The sequence below is a fragment of the Neoroseomonas lacus genome, assembly GCF_014644535.1.
Classification (GTDB): Bacteria; Pseudomonadota; Alphaproteobacteria; order Acetobacterales; family Acetobacteraceae; genus Neoroseomonas; species Neoroseomonas lacus.
This window is the reverse complement of the sequence record NZ_BMKW01000005.1, coordinates 389,059-407,366: the sequence shown is the minus strand read 5'-3', so window position 1 is coordinate 407,366 and position 18,308 is coordinate 389,059. Positions and strand designations below refer to the sequence as shown.

Below are 18,308 nucleotides of genomic sequence, written 5' to 3'. Positions count from 1 at the left end.
CCCGCACCCCCACCCGGCCACCCATTCCAGGATACTGACGTGGGTGGCCGGGTGGGGGTGCGGGCCGGGTGCCGGACTTTTCAAACGGTCTCTAAGGCCTTTGGTGAGGAGAGCGCGAGTGGGGCGACGCCCCTCTCGGTCCCACCGGGCAAGGTCAGGGGCGGCCCGAATGATACCAACGGCATGAGGCTTTGCCTCGTGTCGAGGCCTCGAACGCCGCCCACCGGGAGTCCGGCGTCACGCCAAGGGCGTGCCTGCGGCACGACACGCCGGAGGCGTGAAAGGGCTCATGCCAACAGTCGAAGAACTCGGCCGCTGGCATGACACAGGGCCGGCGCCAGGCGGAGACTACCCGCCGCGCACGGCCGCCACCGCCGCCGTGGCGAATCCGAGGGCATCAGCCGGCGGCGGGCGACGGTCGGCCATGGTCACCTGGATCTTGACGAGACGGCCATCTGCTCCCCCGACGCAGACCTGACGGACCACTGGCGCGCGGCCGAAGGCGCCCGCCATCAAGGCGCATCGGAGGCCGGATTCGGCGAGGGTAACGCGCTCGCGCTCGGCCAGTCGGCGGCCGGTACGCCCTTGCGGGGCCTCCGACAATTCGGCCACGGCGGCGGTCAGCTCACGATCGATTGCCGGTGCCGACGGATCGGAGGGCGCTGCCGAGCCCGCCGCGGCATAGATCAGCACCGATCCAACCGCGCTCCGATTCGGTGTGGCATAGTCGAGCGAGAGCGACGGGCCAGGCCGCTGGGCGGTCTCGCCAAGCACGAAGCCGGCGAGTTGTTCGGGCATCCGCTGGCCGATGGTCTCAAGGCTCGGGGCCTGCGCCTGTTCCATCGCCGCGCAGCCTGCCACCGCCAACGCCATGCACGCGGCAAGACCGGCGCCGCCTGCACCGCCCCAGCCGCCGACCCGTTCCGAACCGTTCATGGCATTCTCCCAAACCCTCGCGACAAACATCGGCAGGCCGCGGCGAGCACAGGAACGCAGCCAATTCCGGCCAAAGCGTGACGCGCCCCCGTGACGCGCCAGTTGGCCATGGTGGCGATCAGACCTCCGCCCGTCGCCGCGTCGCATCCCGCACGACGCCCGCCACGACGGTGACCACCGCCGAGTAGACGATCAACTGCATCACCGTGGCCCCAACCCATAGCCAGATCGGGAAGACGCCGGCAATGGAGGGCGCGAGGAAGCCGAGCGGCAGGAACAGATAGGCATAGGCCTCCGGCACCGACGTGGTCACCTGATGCGTGCCTTCGTAGATCATGTTGAAGGCGACGTAGAGGATGACCAGCAGGCCGACCCAGGCGATCCAACGATGCCTGTTCAGCAAGTTGGCGATCAGCGATGCAGCGACGCCCATCAGCACCACCGACACGGCCAGGCCGACGACCAACACATAGGGGTGGTCCTTAGCCGCGCCGGCAACGGCCAGCACGTTGTCGAGGCTCATGGAGATGTCGGCGACCAGGATCTGGGTGATCGCCTGGCGCAGCGTCTTGCGCGGGGCGCCGGCGGTCTCGCTGGGCGCGTCGTCATGGCCATGTTCGGCGCCGCTCTCGCGCAGCTCCCGGTACATCTTCCAGCACACCCACAGCAGCAGCACGCCACCGGCGAGCACGATGCCGACGATCTGCAGCAGTTGCACCGTGATCGAGGCGAAGGCGATGCGCATGATCGTGGCGGCAATGATGCCCCAGAAGATCGCCTTTCGGCGCTGGTCGACCGGCAGGCCAGCGGCGGCCATGCCGACGACGATGGCGTTGTCCCCGGCCAGGACGACGTCAATGAACAGCACCATGGCGAGTGGCTGGATCCACTCAGGCAGCATTTCCAACATCGTGGGACGGCCTCGGGTCTAACGTTGCTTGATTTTAACCTGACGCCAGATACCGGTGTGCCCGGTTCGCGGCAACCCCGAATGGCGGGAATGCCGAGGCTACGCTTGCACGACGCGGCCTTGCACGCCAAACCCGGCGCGCATGTCCTGTTTCGGAGCCTGACCCATGGTGCCGCGCTATTCCCGTCCGCAGATGGAAGCCATCTGGTCGCCCGCTGAACGGTACCGCATCTGGTTCGAGATTGAGGCGCTGGCGGCCGAGGCGATGGCCGGGCTCGGCACCATCCCCGCCGAGGCGGCGCGCGTGATCCGCGACAAGGGCGCCCCCCGCGCCGCGGCGATCGGCGATGCCGAAGTCGCCCGCATCGACGAAATCGAGCGCGTCACCCGCCATGACGTCATCGCGTTCCTCACCTTCATGGCTGAGGGTATCGGGCCCGAGGCGCGCTTCATGCACCAGGGAATGACGTCGTCGGATGTGCTCGACACCTGCTTCTCGGTGCAGTTGACCCGCGCGGCGGACCTGCTGATCGCCGATCTCGACGCGCTGCTCGCCGCGCTGAAGACCCGCGCGATCGAGCACAGGATGACGCCGACCATCGGCCGCAGCCACGGCATCCATGCCGAGCCCTCCACCTTCGGGTTGAAGCTCGCCGGGCATTATGCCGAATTCGCCCGCGGCCGCGCGCGGCTCGTCGCGGCGCGGGCGGAAGTGGCGACCTGCGCAATCTCCGGCCCTGTTGGCACCTTCGCCTCGGTCGACCCGCGGGTCGAGGACTTCGTCGCAGGCAAGCTCGGCCTGGCGGTCGAGCCGGTCAGCACCCAGGTCATCCCGCGCGACCGTCATGCCGCCTTTTTTTGTGCGCTGGCCGTCGTCGCCTCCAGCATCGAGCGGCTGGCGACCGAGGTGCGCCATCTGCAACGGTCCGAGGTGCGCGAGGCGGAGGAGTATTTCCATCCGGGCCAGAAGGGCTCCTCCTCGATGCCGCACAAGCGCAACCCGGTGCTGAGCGAGAACCTCACCGGCCTCGCCCGCCTGGTGCGCGGCTATGTCGTGCCGGCGCTGGAGAATGTGGCGCTGTGGCATGAGCGCGACATCAGCCATTCCTCGGTGGAGCGCGTCATCGCCCCGGATGCGACGATCGCGCTCGATTTCGCGCTCGGCCGGCTGACCGGCATGATGGAGAAGCTGACCATCTACCCGCAGCGCATGGCGGCGAACCTCGAATCACTTGGCGGCGTGGTGCACAGCCAGAAGGTGCTGTTGGCCCTCACCCAGGCCGGGATGAGCCGCGAGGAGTCCTATGCCGCCGTGCAACGCGCCGCGATGGCGACCTGGGAGGCCCTGGGCACCCCCGGCGGGCGGAATTTCCGGGCGAATCTCGAAGCCGACCCGACCGTCTCCGCCCTGCTCAGCCCGGCGGCGCTGGAGGCGGCGATGGACCCGCGACGCGACTTCGCCCATGTCGACACCGTGTTCCGGCGGGTCTTCCAGGATGCCTGAAATTACGAATTTTTAACCTTATGCGGACGAACTAAGGCATGATCGCCCTCTTTCGGACAAGGCTGAATGGTAACTATTCGGTCATGTCGAGAAGGAGCCACACCATGCGCCTGATCCGGATGATCGGTGTTGTCGCGATCGCCGCCTGCGCTGCGATCGTTGCCCTGCCCAACGCAGCGGTTGCCGGTGATGGCAACCGCGGCCGGGGCTACGGGCATCCTGGCCGCGGCTGGGGCCCGCCGCCGCGTGGCTATTATGCGCCGCCGCGCGTTTATTATGCACCGCCGCCGCGTGTGTATTACGCGCCGCCAGTTTATTATGCGCCGCCGCCGCGCGTATATTACGCGCCGCCGCCGCCGGTCTATTATGCGCCACCACCCGCCTATTACGTGCCGGCGCCCGGCGTCTCGCTGAACTTCCGCTTCTAGTACGCCAGTCGGTTTTCAGTACAGAGAACGACAGCTCCAGGCGTGCGTTTTCTAGCAATGTGCGTCCGATCAGGCGACGGCGCCTGATCGGCTTTTGCCCCCTGCCCATTGCCGGCCAGCGCCGGTGGTCGCAGCTTGAGGGCATGTGCACCGTCATTGTCCTGCATCGGCCCGCGCATCGCTGGCCCCTGCTGATCGCTGCGAATCGCGACGAGAGGCTCGATCGGGCGTGGGATCCGCCCGCCGCCTGGTGGCCTGAATACCCCCTCATCGTCGGCGGGCGTGACCGGAGCGCCGGCGGCACCTGGATGGCCCTCGGCGCCCAGGGCGTCGCCGCCGCCGTGCTGAACCGCCCGGGGAGTCTTGGCCCGGCAGAAGGCAAGCGGTCACGCGGCGCCCTGCCAATCCTTGCCGCCGCCGCCACCACGGCCGAATCTGCCGTCGCCGCCCTCACGGCCCTGCCCGCTGCAGATTGGCGCCCCTTCAACATGGTGGTCGCCGATTCGCAGCGCGCATTCTTTCTGCGCGGCCTCGGGGAAGGCCGGGCCGAGGCGCTTGCCCTGCCGGAAGGCCTGTCCATGGTCACCGCCCACGACCCGAACGACCCGACCAGCCCACGCACCCGCCGCCATCTGCCGCGCTTCCGTGCCACCCCTCCGCCCGACCCCGACACCGGTGACTGGTCCGCCTGGGAAAACCTGCTGGCCGACCAAGGATACGACCCGGCGATCGGCCTGGCCGAAACCCTCAACGTCCCGCCTACCAACGGATTCGGCACTGTCAGCGCCAGCCTTCTGGCGCTTGGCGCGGGCGGGTCTCGGATGTGGCGCTTCTGCCCCGGCCCACCCGGCTCCGCCCCCTTCACGCCCCTGGCATTGCCCCCACCCGCCTGACGCGGACCAGACAAGGCCCAAGGGCAATGGCCCTGCGGGGAAGGCGCTGCTATACCCCGCCGCTCTATCGCCAGCCGCCCCCCGGCTCGGCGACTGCAAGGATTCTTTCGCAATGGCGCGTCGCCGACAACTCTACGAGGGCAAGGCCAAGATCCTCTTCGAAGGCCCGGAACCCGGCACCCTCGTCCAGTACTTCAAGGATGATGCCACCGCCGGCAACGGCGCCAAGAAGGGCACCATCACCGGCAAGGGCGTGCTCAACAACCGCATCAGCGAATACCTGATGACGCGCCTAGCCGAGATCGGCATCCCCACCCACTTCATCCGCCGGCTCAACATGCGCGAGCAGCTGATCCGCGAAGTCGAGATCATCCCGCTCGAAGTCGTGGTGCGCAACGTCGCCGCCGGTTCGCTGGCAACGCGCCTCGGCATCACGGAAGGCCAGCGCCTGCCGCGCTCGATCATCGAGTACTACTACAAGAACGACCAGCTCAACGACCCCATGGTGGCCGAGGAGCACATCACCTGCTTCGGCTGGGCCGCCACCCAGGACCTCGACGACATGGTCGCCCTCACCCTGCGGGTGAATGACTTCCTCTGCGGCCTGTTCCTCGGCGTCGGCATCACCCTGGTCGATTTCAAGCTGGAATTCGGCCGGCTGTGGGAGAACGAGGAGATGCGCATCGTCCTCGCCGACGAAATCTCCCCCGACAATTGCCGCCTGTGGGACACCAAGACCGGCGAGAAGATGGACAAGGACCGCTTCCGCCGCGACCTCGGCAAGGTCGAGGAAGGCTACCAGGAAGTCGCCCGCCGCCTCGGCATCCTGCCCGAAGCCGGCCCGCGCGACATGTCCGGCCCGGAGGTCATGCAATGAAGGCACGCGTCTACGTGATGCCGAAGAACGGCGTCCTTGACCCTCAGGGCAAGGCCATCGGCCACGCCCTCGAAGGCCTCGGCTTCGCCGGCGTGAACGACGTCCGCGCCGGCAAGGTCATCGAACTCGACCTCGCCGAAACCAACCCCGACGCCGCCCGCAAGACGGCCGAGGAGATGGCCCGCAAGCTTCTCGCCAACACGGTCATCGAATCCTTCCGCGTCGAGCTTGCCTGAGGTGATCAAGGCCAGCGTCCTCGCCATGGGACTGCTGACCATCCTCATCTCGATGGGGCTGCGCTGGCGCGAGAACCGCATGGCCGCCACCCAGCGCCTGCCCCGCCTCGGTATGGTCGCCCGCGGCAAACGCACCTTCGACCGCTGGGTCACCGCGGCGGCCATCGCCACCGGCGCCACCCTCGTCATCCTCGGCGGCCTGCACTGGCTGCGCCTCACCCTCGACTGACCACGCACGGAGCCGCCGCATGAAGGCCGCCATCATCACCTTCCCCGGCACCAACCGCGAACGCGACATGCGCACCGCGCTCAAGCGCGTGACCGGCCGCGACCCGCTGATGCTGTTCCACCGCGACGAACTGCCCAAGGACATCGACCTGGTCGTCCTCCCCGGCGGCTTCTCCTACGGCGACTACCTCCGCTGCGGCGCCATGGCCGCGCAATCGCCCATCATGAAGGACGTGCGCGACTTCGCCGCCCGCGGCGGCCACATCCTCGGCGTCTGCAACGGCTTCCAGATCCTCATCGAGACCGGCCTGCTCCCGGGCGGCCTCCTGCGCAACGCCTCCCTCCGCTTCCTGTCGATGGACTGCCACATGCGCGTCGAACGCGCCGGCACCGCCTTCACCTCCCGCTGGCAGAAGGGCGCGATCTTCCGCAGCCCGATGGCCCATGGCGACGGCAACTACTTCGCCGACGACGCAACCCTCGACCGGCTCGAAGGCGAAAACCTCGTCGCCTTCCGCTACACCACCGAAGCCGGCGAGGTCACCGACGCCGCCAACCGCAACGGCAGCGTGCGCAATATCGCCGGCATCTTCTCCCCCAACCTGCGCATCTGCGGCCTGATGCCCCACCCCGAAGACCTGGTGGACCCGCTCATGGGCGGCACCGACGGCCTGCCCATGTTCGAAAGCCTGGCGGAAAGCCTCGTCTCCGCCTGAGCGTCACGCCAGGCCACCGCGCGCGCCTCCACGCCAGACCGGCAACCCATCCGGACGGCGCTCATACTGCCGCCGCTCCGCCGGCACGCCGACGCGTGCGGCAACCGCCCGCGCGACCCCCTCGGCAACATCCACATCATTGAACAGGTCAAGCCGCAGCGCGCGCCACCCGCGCCGCAGCATCACCTCATACTTGATGAAATACGCATCGCCCTCGGGCGTCCCCTCATCGGGTCGCCCACCTCTCGGTCGCATCCACACGCCGCGACACACCGCACCGGAAAAGCAGCCGAAGCCCAACCGCCGCCGCCACGCCCACCCGCACAACGTCCGGGTGACCACAACCTCCGGCCGGTCCGCCCGCACCTCGACCCGCCGACGCACCAACACCCACAACACGAACGCCGCATAAACCGGCCCAACCACCAACAACGGCAGCGCCCAGCCAGCGCCGCCATCCGAGGCAAGCCCGCCCGCCGCGACGGCCAACAACACCGTCGCCACCCCAATCGCGACCTTGGCCGCCCCGCCAGGCCGCTCGTCGCCAAAGGCCAGGGACATCGGGCACAACCCTCCGCGGGGCCACGCCCCACTGCCCCAACCCCCACCTCAGCGCAACGCCACCGGAACGACAACCACCGCCCGGCACGCCCCGCCCAACGCGCCCCCGCCGCCCCGACCCCGGCGCGGCGGGGCGCCCGGCCCGCCTGCCTCAGCCCGCCAGCTTCGCCGCAATCCCCGCGACATGCCTGCCCTGGAACCGCGCCCCGGCCAGCTCGTTCTCGGAAGGCTGCCGCGACCCATCCCCGGCCGCAATCGTGCTCGCCCCATAAGGCGACCCGCCCGTCACCTCATCCAGCCGCATCTGCCCCTGGAATGCATAAGGCAGCCCCACGATCACCATCCCATGATGCAGCAGCACCGTATGGGTCGACAGGATCGTGCTCTCCTGCCCGCCATGCTGCGTCGCCGTCGAGGTGAACACACTCCCCACCTTCCCGATCAGCTTCCCCTGCGCCCACAACCCGCCGGTCTGGTCGAGAAAGCTCTTCATCTGCCCCGGCATGTTCCCGAACCGCGTCGGCACGCCGAGAATGATGGCGTCATACTCAGGCAGCTCCTCCACCGTCGCCACCGGCGCCGCCTGGTCGAGCTTGAAATGCGACGCCTTCGCCACCGCCTCCGGCACCGTCTCCGGCACCCGCTTCACAACAACCTCGGCGCCAGCCTCCCGCACACCCTCGGCAACGGCGGACGCCATCTGCTCGATATGCCCGTAGCTGGAATAATAAAGGACAAGAACCTTCGTCATCGGATGAACCCTCGCACAATCACGGTTGAAACCGGTCCGCGCCGGGACGACGCGGTATGAAAGAGTGATACGCGCGGCAGCGCCCATTGTTCCAAACGCCAGGACAAATGGCGGCCATCACGAAGCCCTATTGGCACAACGCCCCCACCGCCACGCCGCGCGCCCTTCAGGAAACCGCCCCCCACCCCGCCACCCTGCCCACCGGCCGCACAGGCACCAAACCGCACCCCCTCCCCCCGCGGTCCAGATTATGCCCCTTGCCGAACCACCCCCGTTCAGCGTCCCCTCCCCACAACCGCCGGGACACGAAACGCCATGCTCGCCACCCACCTCGCCACGCGCCTCGCCCACCGCGGCATCCACTACGGCTGGGTGATGGTCGGCCTCACCTTCCTCGTCTCCGTCTGCACCTCCGCCGCCGTCAGCCTCCCCGGCGTCCTCCTCGTCCCCATGACCGAGGAATTCGGCTGGGGCCGCGCCGCCGTCTCCGGCGCCATGGGCGTCATGTTCTGCCTCTTCGCCCTCATGGCCCCCTTCGCCGGCGCGCTGATGATCCGCTACGGCCTGCGCCGCGTCGTCTCCGCCGCCACCGTCATCGCCGTCTCCGCCGTCATCGGCCTGACCCTCGTCACCGAACCTTGGCAGGTCTGGATCTGCCTCGCCGCCCTCGGCGCCGCCGCCGGCATGGTCGCCCTCGTCCTCTCCGCCACCGTCGCCAACCGCTGGTTCGCCGAACGCCGCGGCCTCGTCATGGGCATGCTCACCGCCGCCTTCGCCGCCGGGCAACTCACCTTCCTCCCCGCCGCCGCCGCGCTCTCCAGCGCCTATGGCTGGCGCATGGCCATCCTGCCCGCCATCATCGGCCTCGCCATCTGCGCCGTGCTCTACCTGCTCTTCGCCCGCGACTGGCCCGCCCAGCTCAACCTCCCCCCCTACGGCGCCAAAACCCTCACACCCCCGGCCGCCCCCGCCGCCGCCAACGTCCTCACCCTCAGCCTCACCGTCCTCGGCGAATCCCTCCGCAACCGCGTCTTCTGGGTCCTCGCCGGCACCTTTTTCATCTGCGGCCTCTCTTCCACCGGCATCGTCAGCCAGCACTTCATCCCCTTCTGCGGCGACATGGGCGTCTCCGCCGTCACCGCCGCCTCCTTCCTCGCCATGATGGGGATCTTCAACTTCATGGGCACCGTCGCCTCCGGCTGGCTGTCCGACCGCTTCGACAACCGCGCCCTCCTCGCCTGGTACTACGGCCTGCGCGGCCTCTCCCTGATCTGGCTGCCCTTCAGCAACTTCGACCTCTACTCCCTGACCCTCTTCGCGGTGTTCTTCGGCCTGGACTACGTCGCCACCGTCCCCCCCACCGTGAAACTCGCCGCCCTGCACTTCGGCCCGGAGAAAGCCGCCATCGTCTTCGGCTGGGCCTTCGCCGCCCACCAACTCGGCAGCGCCGTGTCAGCGGCCATGGGCGGCGTGTGGCGAGACGTAGCCGGCAGCTACGGGCCAGCCTTCATCACGGTGGGGATGATCAGCGTGAGCGCAGCCCTGGCGGTGCTGACACTGCATGACGCGCGGGGTCGGGCGGTTCGGGCGGCGTGAAGCGCTACGCAGGGGCTCTGCCCCTGCACCCCGGCAGGAAACTCAGTTTCCTGCACCTTCGATCTGTCGGACTGTCGCTCAGGTGAGGTGGTAATGCCCGGTCTTCTGCTGAAGCAGGATTCTGATGGCGTCGGGAATGCCTCACTGCGGCGTCCGCTACTGCCCATCACATGCATTCCGCGCTATCGTTCTATAGATGCTAACGAGAATCGAAATCGACGGGTTTAAGACGTTCGACCGCTTTGCGCTCGACCTACAGCCTCTCACAGCGGTGGTTGGGCCGAACGCGAGCGGTAAGTCGAACCTATTTGATGCGCTGCGATTCATATCTCTGTTGGCTAAGCAAGACATTCGGAGCGCAATGCAAGACTTGCGAGGCGAGCCAGAGGAGCTATTTCGTCGGACATCTGCCGGAAGCGCAAAGCATATATCGTTCGCTGTCGAGGTTTTTCTTGGATCCACCGGAATAGATGCCTTTGGAACCAACTATCACATTCCTACCCAGCGCCTCCGCTATGAACTCAGAATTTCTCTTAGCGACCGAGAGCAAGGTGGCACTCGCGGAATATTTGTCCAGCATGAGCGATGTGCTCCCATTCATGCAAAAGACGACACTTCCGCGTTCCTCAAGGGAAAGAAATTTAGTCGAAATTCGCGCGTGGCGCCCTTCATCCGAATTAGCGAAACCGGAGACGCCATCGAGGTAAGGCAGGATGGGCGCCAGAAGCATGGAAGGCCTGTAAGATATCCACTAAAGGAGGCCGCCCGGACGGCACTCTCAACAATTACAACAGCTGAGTTCCCCCATCTGAATGCACTAAGAGATGCTCTTGGTGACATTCAATTTCTCGAAATAAACCCCCATGCGGCACGTTCTTCAAACGATCGCTTCGAACAAACAAAGCTTCGCCCGGATGCGTCCAATTTGGCAGCCGTTTTGGCGCATCTAAAATCCGAGACTGCCACCGAGACGCGACCTGATGGGGTGCTATCTGACATCGCCGCCGATTTATCTTCTTTAATTAGATCGGTGAGGAGATTGGAGGTTCTTGATGACATCAATCAGAAACAGTATTCATTTCGATTGGAATTTGACAACGGCCTGAAATTTAGCTCGCGGGTGATCTCTGATGGGACGCTCCGACTCTTGGCATTGCTTACTGTTTTAAATGACCCGAAGCGACGCGGCGTTCTTTGTTTTGAGGAACCCGAAAACGGGGTTCACGAGGGCCGCATCCCCGCCTTAGTGAGATTTTTGAGACATGCTGCTGCATTCGACTCAGAAGGAGGTGAAGCACCTTTTCAGGTTATAACGAACACGCATTCACCACAGGTAGTAGAAGAATTAAAGGATACAGAAATCGTAGTGGCCGATAGTGTCATGCATATTGACCCCACTTCGAATGAACGTAGTTCCCGTACCCGCATGCGCACGGGCGTGACAGCAGTCGGAGACATGTTTAACCCGGAACGTCATTTGACGAGAGCCGAGATAGAACGCATTCTTCGTCATGCGCATGATAACGCATGAGTTACTTATCTTGGGCAGCCCTGTACGAGGGAGCCACTGACAGTGCTTACTTTGAAGTCATGCTTTACCGTTTTATGGAGGACATAGTTCGAACGCAGGGAACAAGACCTATCGATTTGCCGGCAGTTCCAGCTTGGACATTTAAACGGACCGATGTTCAACACATGGCCGCCGAGATTTGCGCGGCCCGAGACGCCTTTCATATCCTTTTTGTTCATGCGGATATGGGAGGGCGCGGCTTACAAAATTCAGTTGAGCAGCGCTCGACATCCATATGTGTAGAGGCACAAAGACTCTGTGGCTTCCCATTGGGTCGCTGCATCACAATCACGCCAAGACATGAAGTAGAATCTTGGATTCTTGCCGATTCAGGAGCAGTAACAGCAGCGCTGGGGTACACTGGTTCTGCGGAAAGCTTGGGATTACCTACAAATGCGAGAGCTGCCGAACGCATTATTGATCCCAAGGCACTACTTGCAGGCGCGGCTCGGCAGGTTCGAGGACGTCGCCGACCTTTCATTGCCGAAGAATTGTATTCAGCTATCGCTCAACGACAGAATTTTTCTGAACTAAGACACGCTGTTACCTTCCAAGAGTTTGAACAACGTCTCATTCTAGCACTTAGAGACCTCGGATATATATAAATTATTCCATATGTTCTATTTTAATTAGGTCAGCAGTTTTTTACGCGATGCGCTAACTTAGGACTAAACAAATATAGGATTATATTGCTTTTTTCTAGGTTCCCGACTATACGACCTTATGATGCACCCCCACCCCCTCACCACCCCCCAATTCCTCGCCCTCCTCCCCCACATCCTCCCCGCCTCCCCCGCCGGCCGCCAGATCGGTGACCTCCGCACCCGCCTGAACGCCATATTCCACATGGCCTGCACCACAGACCCCTGGCGCGCGCTCCCCGAAACCTACGGCCGCCCCGACACCGTCTCCCGCTACTTCCGCCGCCTCACCCACGCCGGCACCTGGGAAAAGCTCCTCCACGCCATCAAGGAATCTCCTCCCAAAAGCCCGCTACGCGAAATCGCCCCCCTCATCTGCCGCGTCTGCCGCCGCGCCATCCGCCTCCGCGGCCTGCGCTTCATCGCCCTCGCCCGCCGCCTCGGCTTCCTCTCCGCCCTGAACGGCCCGCCAGCCAAACTCCCCAACCCCGATTTGTCCGAAAAGCTGAAGCGCCTGCCCCTACCGGCCCCGCCGAGAACGAAACAGCAGACCAAGGCCTTCATCGCCCTCATCAAGACCCGCCGCTACCTCCACCGCCTCGCCGGCGGCATCAAACACATCCCCCGCCGCCTCCGATTGGGCTGGTCATGACGCCCCCGCCGCAAACCCTCTGGACAGCGCGCCGCGCCCGGCCGACATGGCGCCCATGACCGACGCCGCCCCGCAGAGCGCCCCCACCCCGCTCGACCCCGCCCGCGCCATCCAGCTCGCCGCCGAATACGGCCTGAAGCCGGATGAATACGACCGCGTCCTCGCCATCCTCGGCCGCACGCCCTCCTTCGCGGAACTCGGCGTCTTCTCGGTGATGTGGTCGGAACACTGCTCCTACAAATCCAGCCGCGTCTGGCTGAAGGAACTCCCCACCAAGGCCCCCTGGGTCATCCAGGGCCCCGGTGAGAACGCCGGCGTCATCGCCATCGGGGATGGCCTGGCCGCCGTCTTCAAGATGGAATCCCACAACCACCCCTCCTTCATCGAGCCCTACAACGGCGCCGCCACCGGCGTCGGCGGCATCCTGCGGGATGTCTTCACCATGGGCGCCCGCCCCATCGCCAACCTCAACGCCCTGCGCTTCGGCTCCCCGGACGCCCCCCGCATGAAGCAGGTGATCGACGGCGTGGTCCGCGGCATCGGCGGCTACGGCAACTGCGTCGGCGTCCCCACCGTGGGCGGTGAGGTCAACTTCCACCCCGCCTACAACGGCAACCCGCTGGTCAACGCCATGACGGTCGGCATCGCTAAGGCCGACCGCATCTTCACCGCCGCCGCCACCGGCATCGGCAACCCCGTGGTCTATGTCGGCAGCAAGACCGGCCGCGACGGCATCCACGGCGCCACCATGGCCAGCACGGAATTCAGCGCGGACAGCGAGGAAAAGCGCCCCACCGTCCAGATCGGCGACCCCTTCGCGGAAAAACTCCTCATCGAGGCCTGCATGGAACTGATGGCCACCGACGCCATCGTCGCCATCCAGGACATGGGCGCCGCCGGCCTCACCAGCAGCAGCGTCGAGATGGCCGGCAAGGGCGGCATGGGCATCGACCTCACGCTGGACACCGTCCCCCAGCGGGAAACCGGCATGTCCGCCTATGAGATGATGCTCAGCGAATCCCAGGAACGCATGCTGATGATCCTCAAGCCCGGCCGCGAGGCCCTGGCCGAGGCAATCTTCACCAAGTGGGAACTGGACTTCGCGGTGATCGGCCACCTGACCGACACCGGCCGCATCGTCATCCGCCACAAGGGCCAGGTGGAAGCCGACATTCCCCTCGCCCCCCTCGAATCGGAAGCCCCCCTCTACCGCCGCCCGACCGAGGAAACCCCCAAGCAGCCGCCCCTCGACCCCGCCACCATCCCCGACCCGGTCGGCATCGAAGCCGCCCTCCTCACCCTGGTTGCCACCCCCGACCTCTGCTCCCGCCGCTGGATCTGGGACCAGTACGACAGCCTGGTGAACGGCCAGACGGTGAAGCGCCCCGGCGCCGCCGACGCCGCCATCGTGCGCATCGAGGACCACACCCGCGCCCTCGCCATGACCACCGACTGCACCCCCCGCTACGTCCTCGCCGACCCCGAGGAAGGCGGCAAGCAGGCCGTCGCCGAGGCTTGGCGCAACATCACCGCCACCGGCGCCCTGCCCTTGGCCATCACTGACAACATGAACTTCGGCAACCCCGAGAAGCCCCGCGTCATGGGCCAGTTCGCCTATGCCGTCCGTGGCATGGCCGCCGCCTGCATCGCCCTCGACTTCCCGGTCGTGAGCGGCAACGTCTCCCTCTACAACGAGACGGAAGGCCGCCCCATCCTCCCCACCCCCGCCATCGGCGGCGTCGGCGTGCTGGATGACGCCGCCCAGGCCATCGGCCTCGGCATGCCCCCCGCCGCCGACCTGGTCCTCCTCGGCACCACCGCCGGCTGGCTCGGCCAATCCCTCTGGCTGCGCGAGATCGCCGGCCGCGAGGAAGGCGCCCCGCCCCCCGTCGACCTCGCCGCCGAACGCCGCACCGGGGATTTCCTCCGTGGCCAGATCCTCGCCGGCGCCATCCTCGCCTGCCACGACTGCGCCGATGGCGGCCTGCTCGTCACCCTGGCCGAGATGGCCATGGAAACCGGCACTGGCGCCACACTCGCCCCCGCCCCCACCGGCACCCCCGAGCACGCCTACTGGTTCGGTGAGGACCAGGCCCGCTACGTCGTCGCCGTCCCTGACGCCGCCCCCCTCCTCGCCGCCGCCAAGGCCGCCGGCATCCCGGCAACACGCCTGGGCCGTTCGGGCGGCGGGGACTTGGCGCTCGCTGGGGGCCGGTCCATATCGGTTGCAGTGCTGCGGGATGCGAATGAAGCGACACTGCCCGCGCTGATGGAAGGGAGGCGTGCCTGATGGCGATGCAACCGGCGGAGATCGAGGCCCTGATCAAGGCGGCCCTGCCCGATGCCGAGGTCACCATCGAGGACCTGGCCGGTGACGGCGACCACTACGCCGCCAAGGTCACCTCGGAATCCTTCCGCGGCATTTCCCGCGTGAAGCAGCACCAGATCGTCTACGCTGCATTGCAGGGCCGCATGGGCGGCGTGCTGCATGCCCTCGCCCTCCAGACCTCCGCCCCGGAATAGGACCCGACCCGATGTCCAACCCGACTTTCGACCGCATCCAGGCCACCATCGATGCGACCCCCGTGGTGCTCTTCATGAAGGGCACCCCGGTGTTTCCCCAGTGCGGCTTCTCCGCCCGCGTGGTGCAGATCCTCACCCATCTCGGCGTGCCGTTCGAGGGTGTGAACGTCCTCGAGGACATGGAGATCCGTGAAGGCATCAAGTCCTTCACCAACTGGCCGACCATCCCGCAGCTTTACGTCGGCGGCGAGTTCGTCGGCGGCTGCGACATCGTGATGGAGATGTTCCAGTCAGGCGAACTGGCCACGCTGATGGCCGAGAAGGGCGTCCCCCACAAGGCCGAGGCCTGAGCGATCCAGCCGGGACCCTGCCCCACGGCAAGGTCCCGGCCGCACCGGTTCAGCGCGCGCTGAGCCGTGCGACATTGATCGCCCGCGCATAGGCGAGCTTCGCCTCAGCCGGCGCATCGCCCTGCACCTGCACCAGGATGCGGTTGTCCACCAGCATCTGGACATTGCCGTCATTGCCCTGGATGGCGCGCTGCTCGCCGATCCGCACCAGCCGCCCCATCGCGCCGGCCAGCATCGGGTTCGCCAGGATTGGCCCGAGCTGGGCGATCAGCGGGTTGTCGCTCATCACCTGGATCTCGACCGTCTGGCCCTGCGCATTGTGGAAGCTGCGCGAGGCCGTGGCACCGCCGAACATCCCCGCCCCCGCCGCATTCGAGGTCGCTTCATCGGCCGTCCAACCAGGCAATGCATCCGGCAGCGCCGCGGCCAGTCCTGCGGCCGCCTTCTGGGCGATCAGTTGCAGGGCCTCCTGCAGCGCGGTCTGCGCGGACTGCACCTGGCCAGCCTGGTAGGCGCGCTGCGCCTCGGCGATGGCGTCCGAGACTTCATCGGCACGGGCGGGTACCGCCGCGAGCCCGGCGACGAGAGCTGTTGCGAGTAGAAGCGAACGACGCATGGCGAATCCTCTGAAAGTGAGTGCCTCAGAATAGATTCCGTTCGGTTCACCGAACATGACCTGATTCAGACGATCGCCTCAGCCTGCCTCGCGCACGATCCGCAAGATGTCGTCGCCATAACGCTCGACACGGGACCGCCCCATCCCCGGCACCTCAAGCAGCGCCTCCGTGGTGTCCGGCCGCAGCGACGCGATGCCCCCCAGCGTGCGGTCATCCGCCACGACATAGGCGGGCACGCCCTGCCCCTGCGCGATGCCGCGCCGCCACAGTCGCAGCGCCTCGAAGAGCGGATCGCCGGACGCCACCGGCGGCGCGCCGGCCGATGCGCGCTTCGGCGCCGCCTGCACACTGTCCTGCCGCAGCATCACCGCCTCCTGCCCGCGTAGCACCGACCGTGCGGCCTCGGTGGCGACCAGTTCGCCATGGTTCTCCACCGCCACATCCAGCACGCCGCGCGCCACCAACTGCCGCGCGACGCCGCGCCAGGCGCTGTCGGATACGTCCTTGCCAATGCCGAATGTCGGCAGCTTGTCATGGGCGAATTGCGCGACCTTGTCGGTCAATCGCCCGCGCAGGACGTCCACCACATGGCCGACGCCGAAGCGCTGCCCGGTGCGCACCACCGCCGAGAGCAGTTTCTGCGCCTGCACCGTCCCATCGAACAACCGGGGTGGCGTGCGGCACACGTCGCAGGCGCCGCATTCGGGCGTCGTCGGCTCCTCGCCGAAGCAGCGCAGCAACAGCGCGCGGCGACAGGTGGCGGCCTCGGCGATGGCGATCATCGCATCGAGGCGCGACCGCTCGACCCGCTTCTGTTCCTCGGAGGCCGGGCTCTCCGCGATGCGGTGCCGCGCCAGCGCCATGTCACCGGCACCGAACAGCAGCAGCGCGCGCGCCGGCAGCCCGTCGCGCCCGGCGCGGCCGATCTCCTGGTACCAACTCTCCGGGCTGCGCGGCAGGTCGAGATGCGCCACCCAGCGCACATCCGGCCGGTCGATGCCCATCCCGAAGGCGATCGTCGCCGCCATGATCACATCATCGCCGCGGGCGAAGCGGCGATGCGCATCCCGCTTGGCCAGCGGATCCATCCCGGCATGGAAGGCGAGCGCATCATGCCCATCCGCCCGCAGCCACTCGGCGGTGCTTTCGGTGCGCGCCCGGCTGCCGCAATAGACAATGCCGCAGCCGCGCACGTCGCGGATCAATGCCCGCAGCTGCGACCGCTCACTCTCACGCGGCTCGGCGACGATGAAGATGTTGGGCCGATCGAAGGACGCCCGGAACACCGGCGCCTCGGACAGGTCCAGCTGGTGGCGGATATCCTCGACCGTGCGCGGGTCGGCGGTCGCGGTCAGCGCCAGGCGCGGCACGCCCGGGAACCGCGCCCCCAACACGCCGAGGCCGCGATACTCCGGCCGGAAGTGATGGCCCCATTGGCTGACGCAATGCGCCTCATCCACCGCGAACAGCGCGATCGGCATTTCGTCGAGCCGCTGCAGCGTGCCTTCGAGCGTCAGGCGCTCGGGCGACACATACAGCAGCTTCAACCGCCCGCCATGCAGGTCGCGCAACACGGTGCGCGCCTCATCCGGCGGCAGGTCGGAATGCAGCGCCGCGGCCGCCACGCCTTGCTGGCGCAGCGCCGCGACCTGGTCTTCCATCAGGGCGATCAGCGGGGAGACGACGATCCCGACGCCAGGCCGGCACAGCGCCGGCAACTGGAAGCACAGGCTCTTGCCGCCGCCCGTGGGCATGAGGACGACGCCCGAGCCACCCTCGGTGGCGTGGCGGACGATCTCCTCCTGCCGCCCGCGGAACCCCTCATGCCCGAAGACGCGGCGGAGGACCTCCCGCGGGTCCTCCAGGTCGAGCATCAACCGTCGATACGGATCTCGACGCGTCGGCTCTCGGTCGCGATGGACTCGAACGGCACCGGGCCGCGCGGGATGATACGGATGCGCTCGCGCGCCACACCGTTGCGCACCAGCTGGTCGCTGACCTGCTGCGCGCGCGCTTCGGACAGCGCGACGTTGTAGGCGACGCCGCCGGCAGGCCCGGCGAAGCCCAGCACCAGCACCGGCCCGGTGGTCGCCTTGGCACGCTGCGCGGCACCGGCCACCACTTCCAGCGCCTCGGGTTCCAGCGTCGCGCTATCGGCGGTGAAGAAGACGGCGATCGGCGGCAGCGGCGGCGGTGCGCTCGTGCAGGCGGCGGCCAGCAGGATCGGGGCGGCAGCGAAGAGAGTGCGGCGGCGCATCTTGGAACGACTCCGGGGTTGGATTGCCCCCTTGGTCGCGCGAAGCCCGGCAGCCCGTCAAC

20 protein-coding genes and 1 pseudogene are annotated in these 18,308 nt (G+C 66.8%); 14 read left to right on the top strand and 7 right to left on the bottom strand.

What is annotated here, in order from left to right:
* Positions 1 to 348 precede the first annotated feature (348 nt).
* Together IEY36_RS12585 and IEY36_RS12580 are read right to left on the bottom strand one after the other, a co-directional pair.
* Entirely contained in the window at positions 349 to 936 is a 588-nt protein-coding gene (locus IEY36_RS12585; RefSeq protein ID WP_188967411.1) for a hypothetical protein, read from the bottom strand.
* A 298-nt stretch (positions 937 to 1,234) separates the two neighbouring features.
* Positions 1,235 to 1,846: pseudogene (locus IEY36_RS12580) on the bottom strand (TerC family protein); the annotation flags it as partial.
* Between the two features lie 166 nt (positions 1,847 to 2,012).
* Between IEY36_RS12580 and purB the strand changes: the two are divergent.
* The 7 genes from purB (at position 2,013) to purQ (ending at position 6,728) form a co-directional block, all read left to right on the top strand.
* A complete protein-coding gene (gene purB, locus IEY36_RS12575) occupies positions 2,013 to 3,350 on the top strand; it encodes an adenylosuccinate lyase (RefSeq protein ID WP_188967409.1) in 1,338 nt (445 codons plus the stop codon).
* 104 nt (positions 3,351 to 3,454) lie between these two features.
* Positions 3,455 to 3,778 (top strand): hypothetical protein, encoded by a 324-nt coding sequence (locus IEY36_RS12570; protein WP_188967408.1) that lies wholly within the window; start codon positions 3,455 to 3,457, stop codon positions 3,776 to 3,778.
* Between the two features lie 143 nt (positions 3,779 to 3,921).
* On the top strand, positions 3,922 to 4,671 hold the full coding sequence (locus IEY36_RS12565; RefSeq protein WP_188967407.1) for an NRDE family protein: 750 nt from the start codon (positions 3,922 to 3,924) through the stop codon (positions 4,669 to 4,671).
* Positions 4,672 to 4,783: 112 nt separating this feature from the next.
* Positions 4,784 to 5,548, top strand: a complete 765-nt coding sequence (gene purC, locus IEY36_RS12560; protein ID WP_188967406.1) for a phosphoribosylaminoimidazolesuccinocarboxamide synthase — start codon at positions 4,784 to 4,786, stop codon at positions 5,546 to 5,548.
* A complete protein-coding gene (gene purS, locus IEY36_RS12555) occupies positions 5,545 to 5,784 on the top strand; it encodes a phosphoribosylformylglycinamidine synthase subunit PurS (RefSeq protein ID WP_188967405.1) in 240 nt (79 codons plus the stop codon). The genes purC and purS overlap by 4 nt, the downstream gene beginning before the upstream one ends.
* Position 5,785: 1 nt before the next feature.
* Entirely contained in the window at positions 5,786 to 6,013 is a 228-nt protein-coding gene (locus IEY36_RS12550; protein WP_188967404.1) for a hypothetical protein, read from the top strand.
* A 19-nt stretch (positions 6,014 to 6,032) separates the two neighbouring features.
* Complete coding sequence (gene purQ, locus IEY36_RS12545) at positions 6,033 to 6,728, top strand: phosphoribosylformylglycinamidine synthase subunit PurQ (RefSeq protein WP_188967403.1); 696 nt, start codon at positions 6,033 to 6,035, stop codon at positions 6,726 to 6,728.
* Between the two features lie 3 nt (positions 6,729 to 6,731).
* Here the strand turns inward: purQ and IEY36_RS12540 are convergent, their stop codons facing one another.
* Together IEY36_RS12540 and wrbA are read right to left on the bottom strand one after the other, a co-directional pair.
* Complete coding sequence (locus IEY36_RS12540) at positions 6,732 to 7,289, bottom strand: hypothetical protein (RefSeq protein ID WP_188967402.1); 558 nt, start codon at positions 7,287 to 7,289, stop codon at positions 6,732 to 6,734.
* Between the two features lie 151 nt (positions 7,290 to 7,440).
* A complete protein-coding gene (gene wrbA / locus IEY36_RS12535) occupies positions 7,441 to 8,040 on the bottom strand; it encodes an NAD(P)H:quinone oxidoreductase (RefSeq protein WP_188967401.1) in 600 nt (199 codons plus the stop codon).
* Positions 8,041 to 8,355: 315 nt separating this feature from the next.
* Between wrbA and IEY36_RS12530 the strand changes: the two genes are divergently transcribed.
* The 7 genes from IEY36_RS12530 to grxD all read left to right on the top strand — a co-directional run bounded on the left by IEY36_RS12530 (position 8,356) and on the right by grxD (position 15,372).
* Positions 8,356 to 9,636 (top strand): MFS transporter, encoded by a 1,281-nt coding sequence (locus IEY36_RS12530; protein WP_188967400.1) that lies wholly within the window; start codon positions 8,356 to 8,358, stop codon positions 9,634 to 9,636.
* Positions 9,637 to 9,832: 196 nt separating this feature from the next.
* Positions 9,833 to 11,167, top strand: a complete 1,335-nt coding sequence (locus IEY36_RS12525) for an AAA family ATPase (protein WP_188967399.1) — start codon at positions 9,833 to 9,835, stop codon at positions 11,165 to 11,167.
* A complete protein-coding gene (locus IEY36_RS12520) occupies positions 11,164 to 11,811 on the top strand; it encodes a hypothetical protein (RefSeq protein WP_188967398.1) in 648 nt (215 codons plus the stop codon). Before IEY36_RS12525 ends, IEY36_RS12520 begins: the two co-directional genes overlap by 4 nt.
* 118 nt (positions 11,812 to 11,929) lie before the next feature.
* Positions 11,930 to 12,499 carry a transposase gene (locus tag IEY36_RS12515; protein WP_188967397.1) on the top strand — a complete coding sequence of 190 codons (570 nt, stop codon included), beginning with the start codon at positions 11,930 to 11,932 and terminating at the stop codon, positions 12,497 to 12,499.
* Positions 12,500 to 12,554: 55 nt separating this feature from the next.
* Complete coding sequence (purL, locus tag IEY36_RS12510; RefSeq protein ID WP_188967396.1) at positions 12,555 to 14,789, top strand: phosphoribosylformylglycinamidine synthase subunit PurL; 2,235 nt, start codon at positions 12,555 to 12,557, stop codon at positions 14,787 to 14,789.
* The gene (locus tag IEY36_RS12505; RefSeq protein ID WP_188967395.1) at positions 14,789 to 15,022 is read left to right on the top strand and encodes a BolA family protein; all 234 of its coding nucleotides are present in this window, start codon (positions 14,789 to 14,791) and stop codon (positions 15,020 to 15,022) included. Before purL ends, IEY36_RS12505 begins: the two co-directional genes overlap by 1 nt.
* 11 nt (positions 15,023 to 15,033) lie before the next feature.
* Positions 15,034 to 15,372, top strand: a complete 339-nt coding sequence (gene grxD / locus IEY36_RS12500) for a Grx4 family monothiol glutaredoxin (protein WP_188967394.1) — start codon at positions 15,034 to 15,036, stop codon at positions 15,370 to 15,372.
* Between the two features lie 49 nt (positions 15,373 to 15,421).
* Here the strand turns inward: grxD and IEY36_RS12495 are convergent, their stop codons facing one another.
* The 3 genes from IEY36_RS12495 to IEY36_RS12485 form a co-directional block, all read right to left on the bottom strand.
* On the bottom strand, positions 15,422 to 15,988 hold the full coding sequence (locus IEY36_RS12495) for a hypothetical protein (protein ID WP_188967393.1): 567 nt from the start codon (positions 15,986 to 15,988) through the stop codon (positions 15,422 to 15,424).
* Between the two features lie 78 nt (positions 15,989 to 16,066).
* The gene (gene recQ, locus IEY36_RS12490; RefSeq protein WP_188967392.1) at positions 16,067 to 17,863 is read right to left on the bottom strand and encodes a DNA helicase RecQ; all 1,797 of its coding nucleotides are present in this window, start codon (positions 17,861 to 17,863) and stop codon (positions 16,067 to 16,069) included.
* Entirely contained in the window at positions 17,863 to 18,246 is a 384-nt protein-coding gene (locus IEY36_RS12485; protein ID WP_188967391.1) for an OmpA family protein, read from the bottom strand. Before IEY36_RS12485 ends, recQ begins: the two co-directional genes overlap by 1 nt.
* Between the last annotated feature and the right edge of the window lie 62 nt (positions 18,247 to 18,308).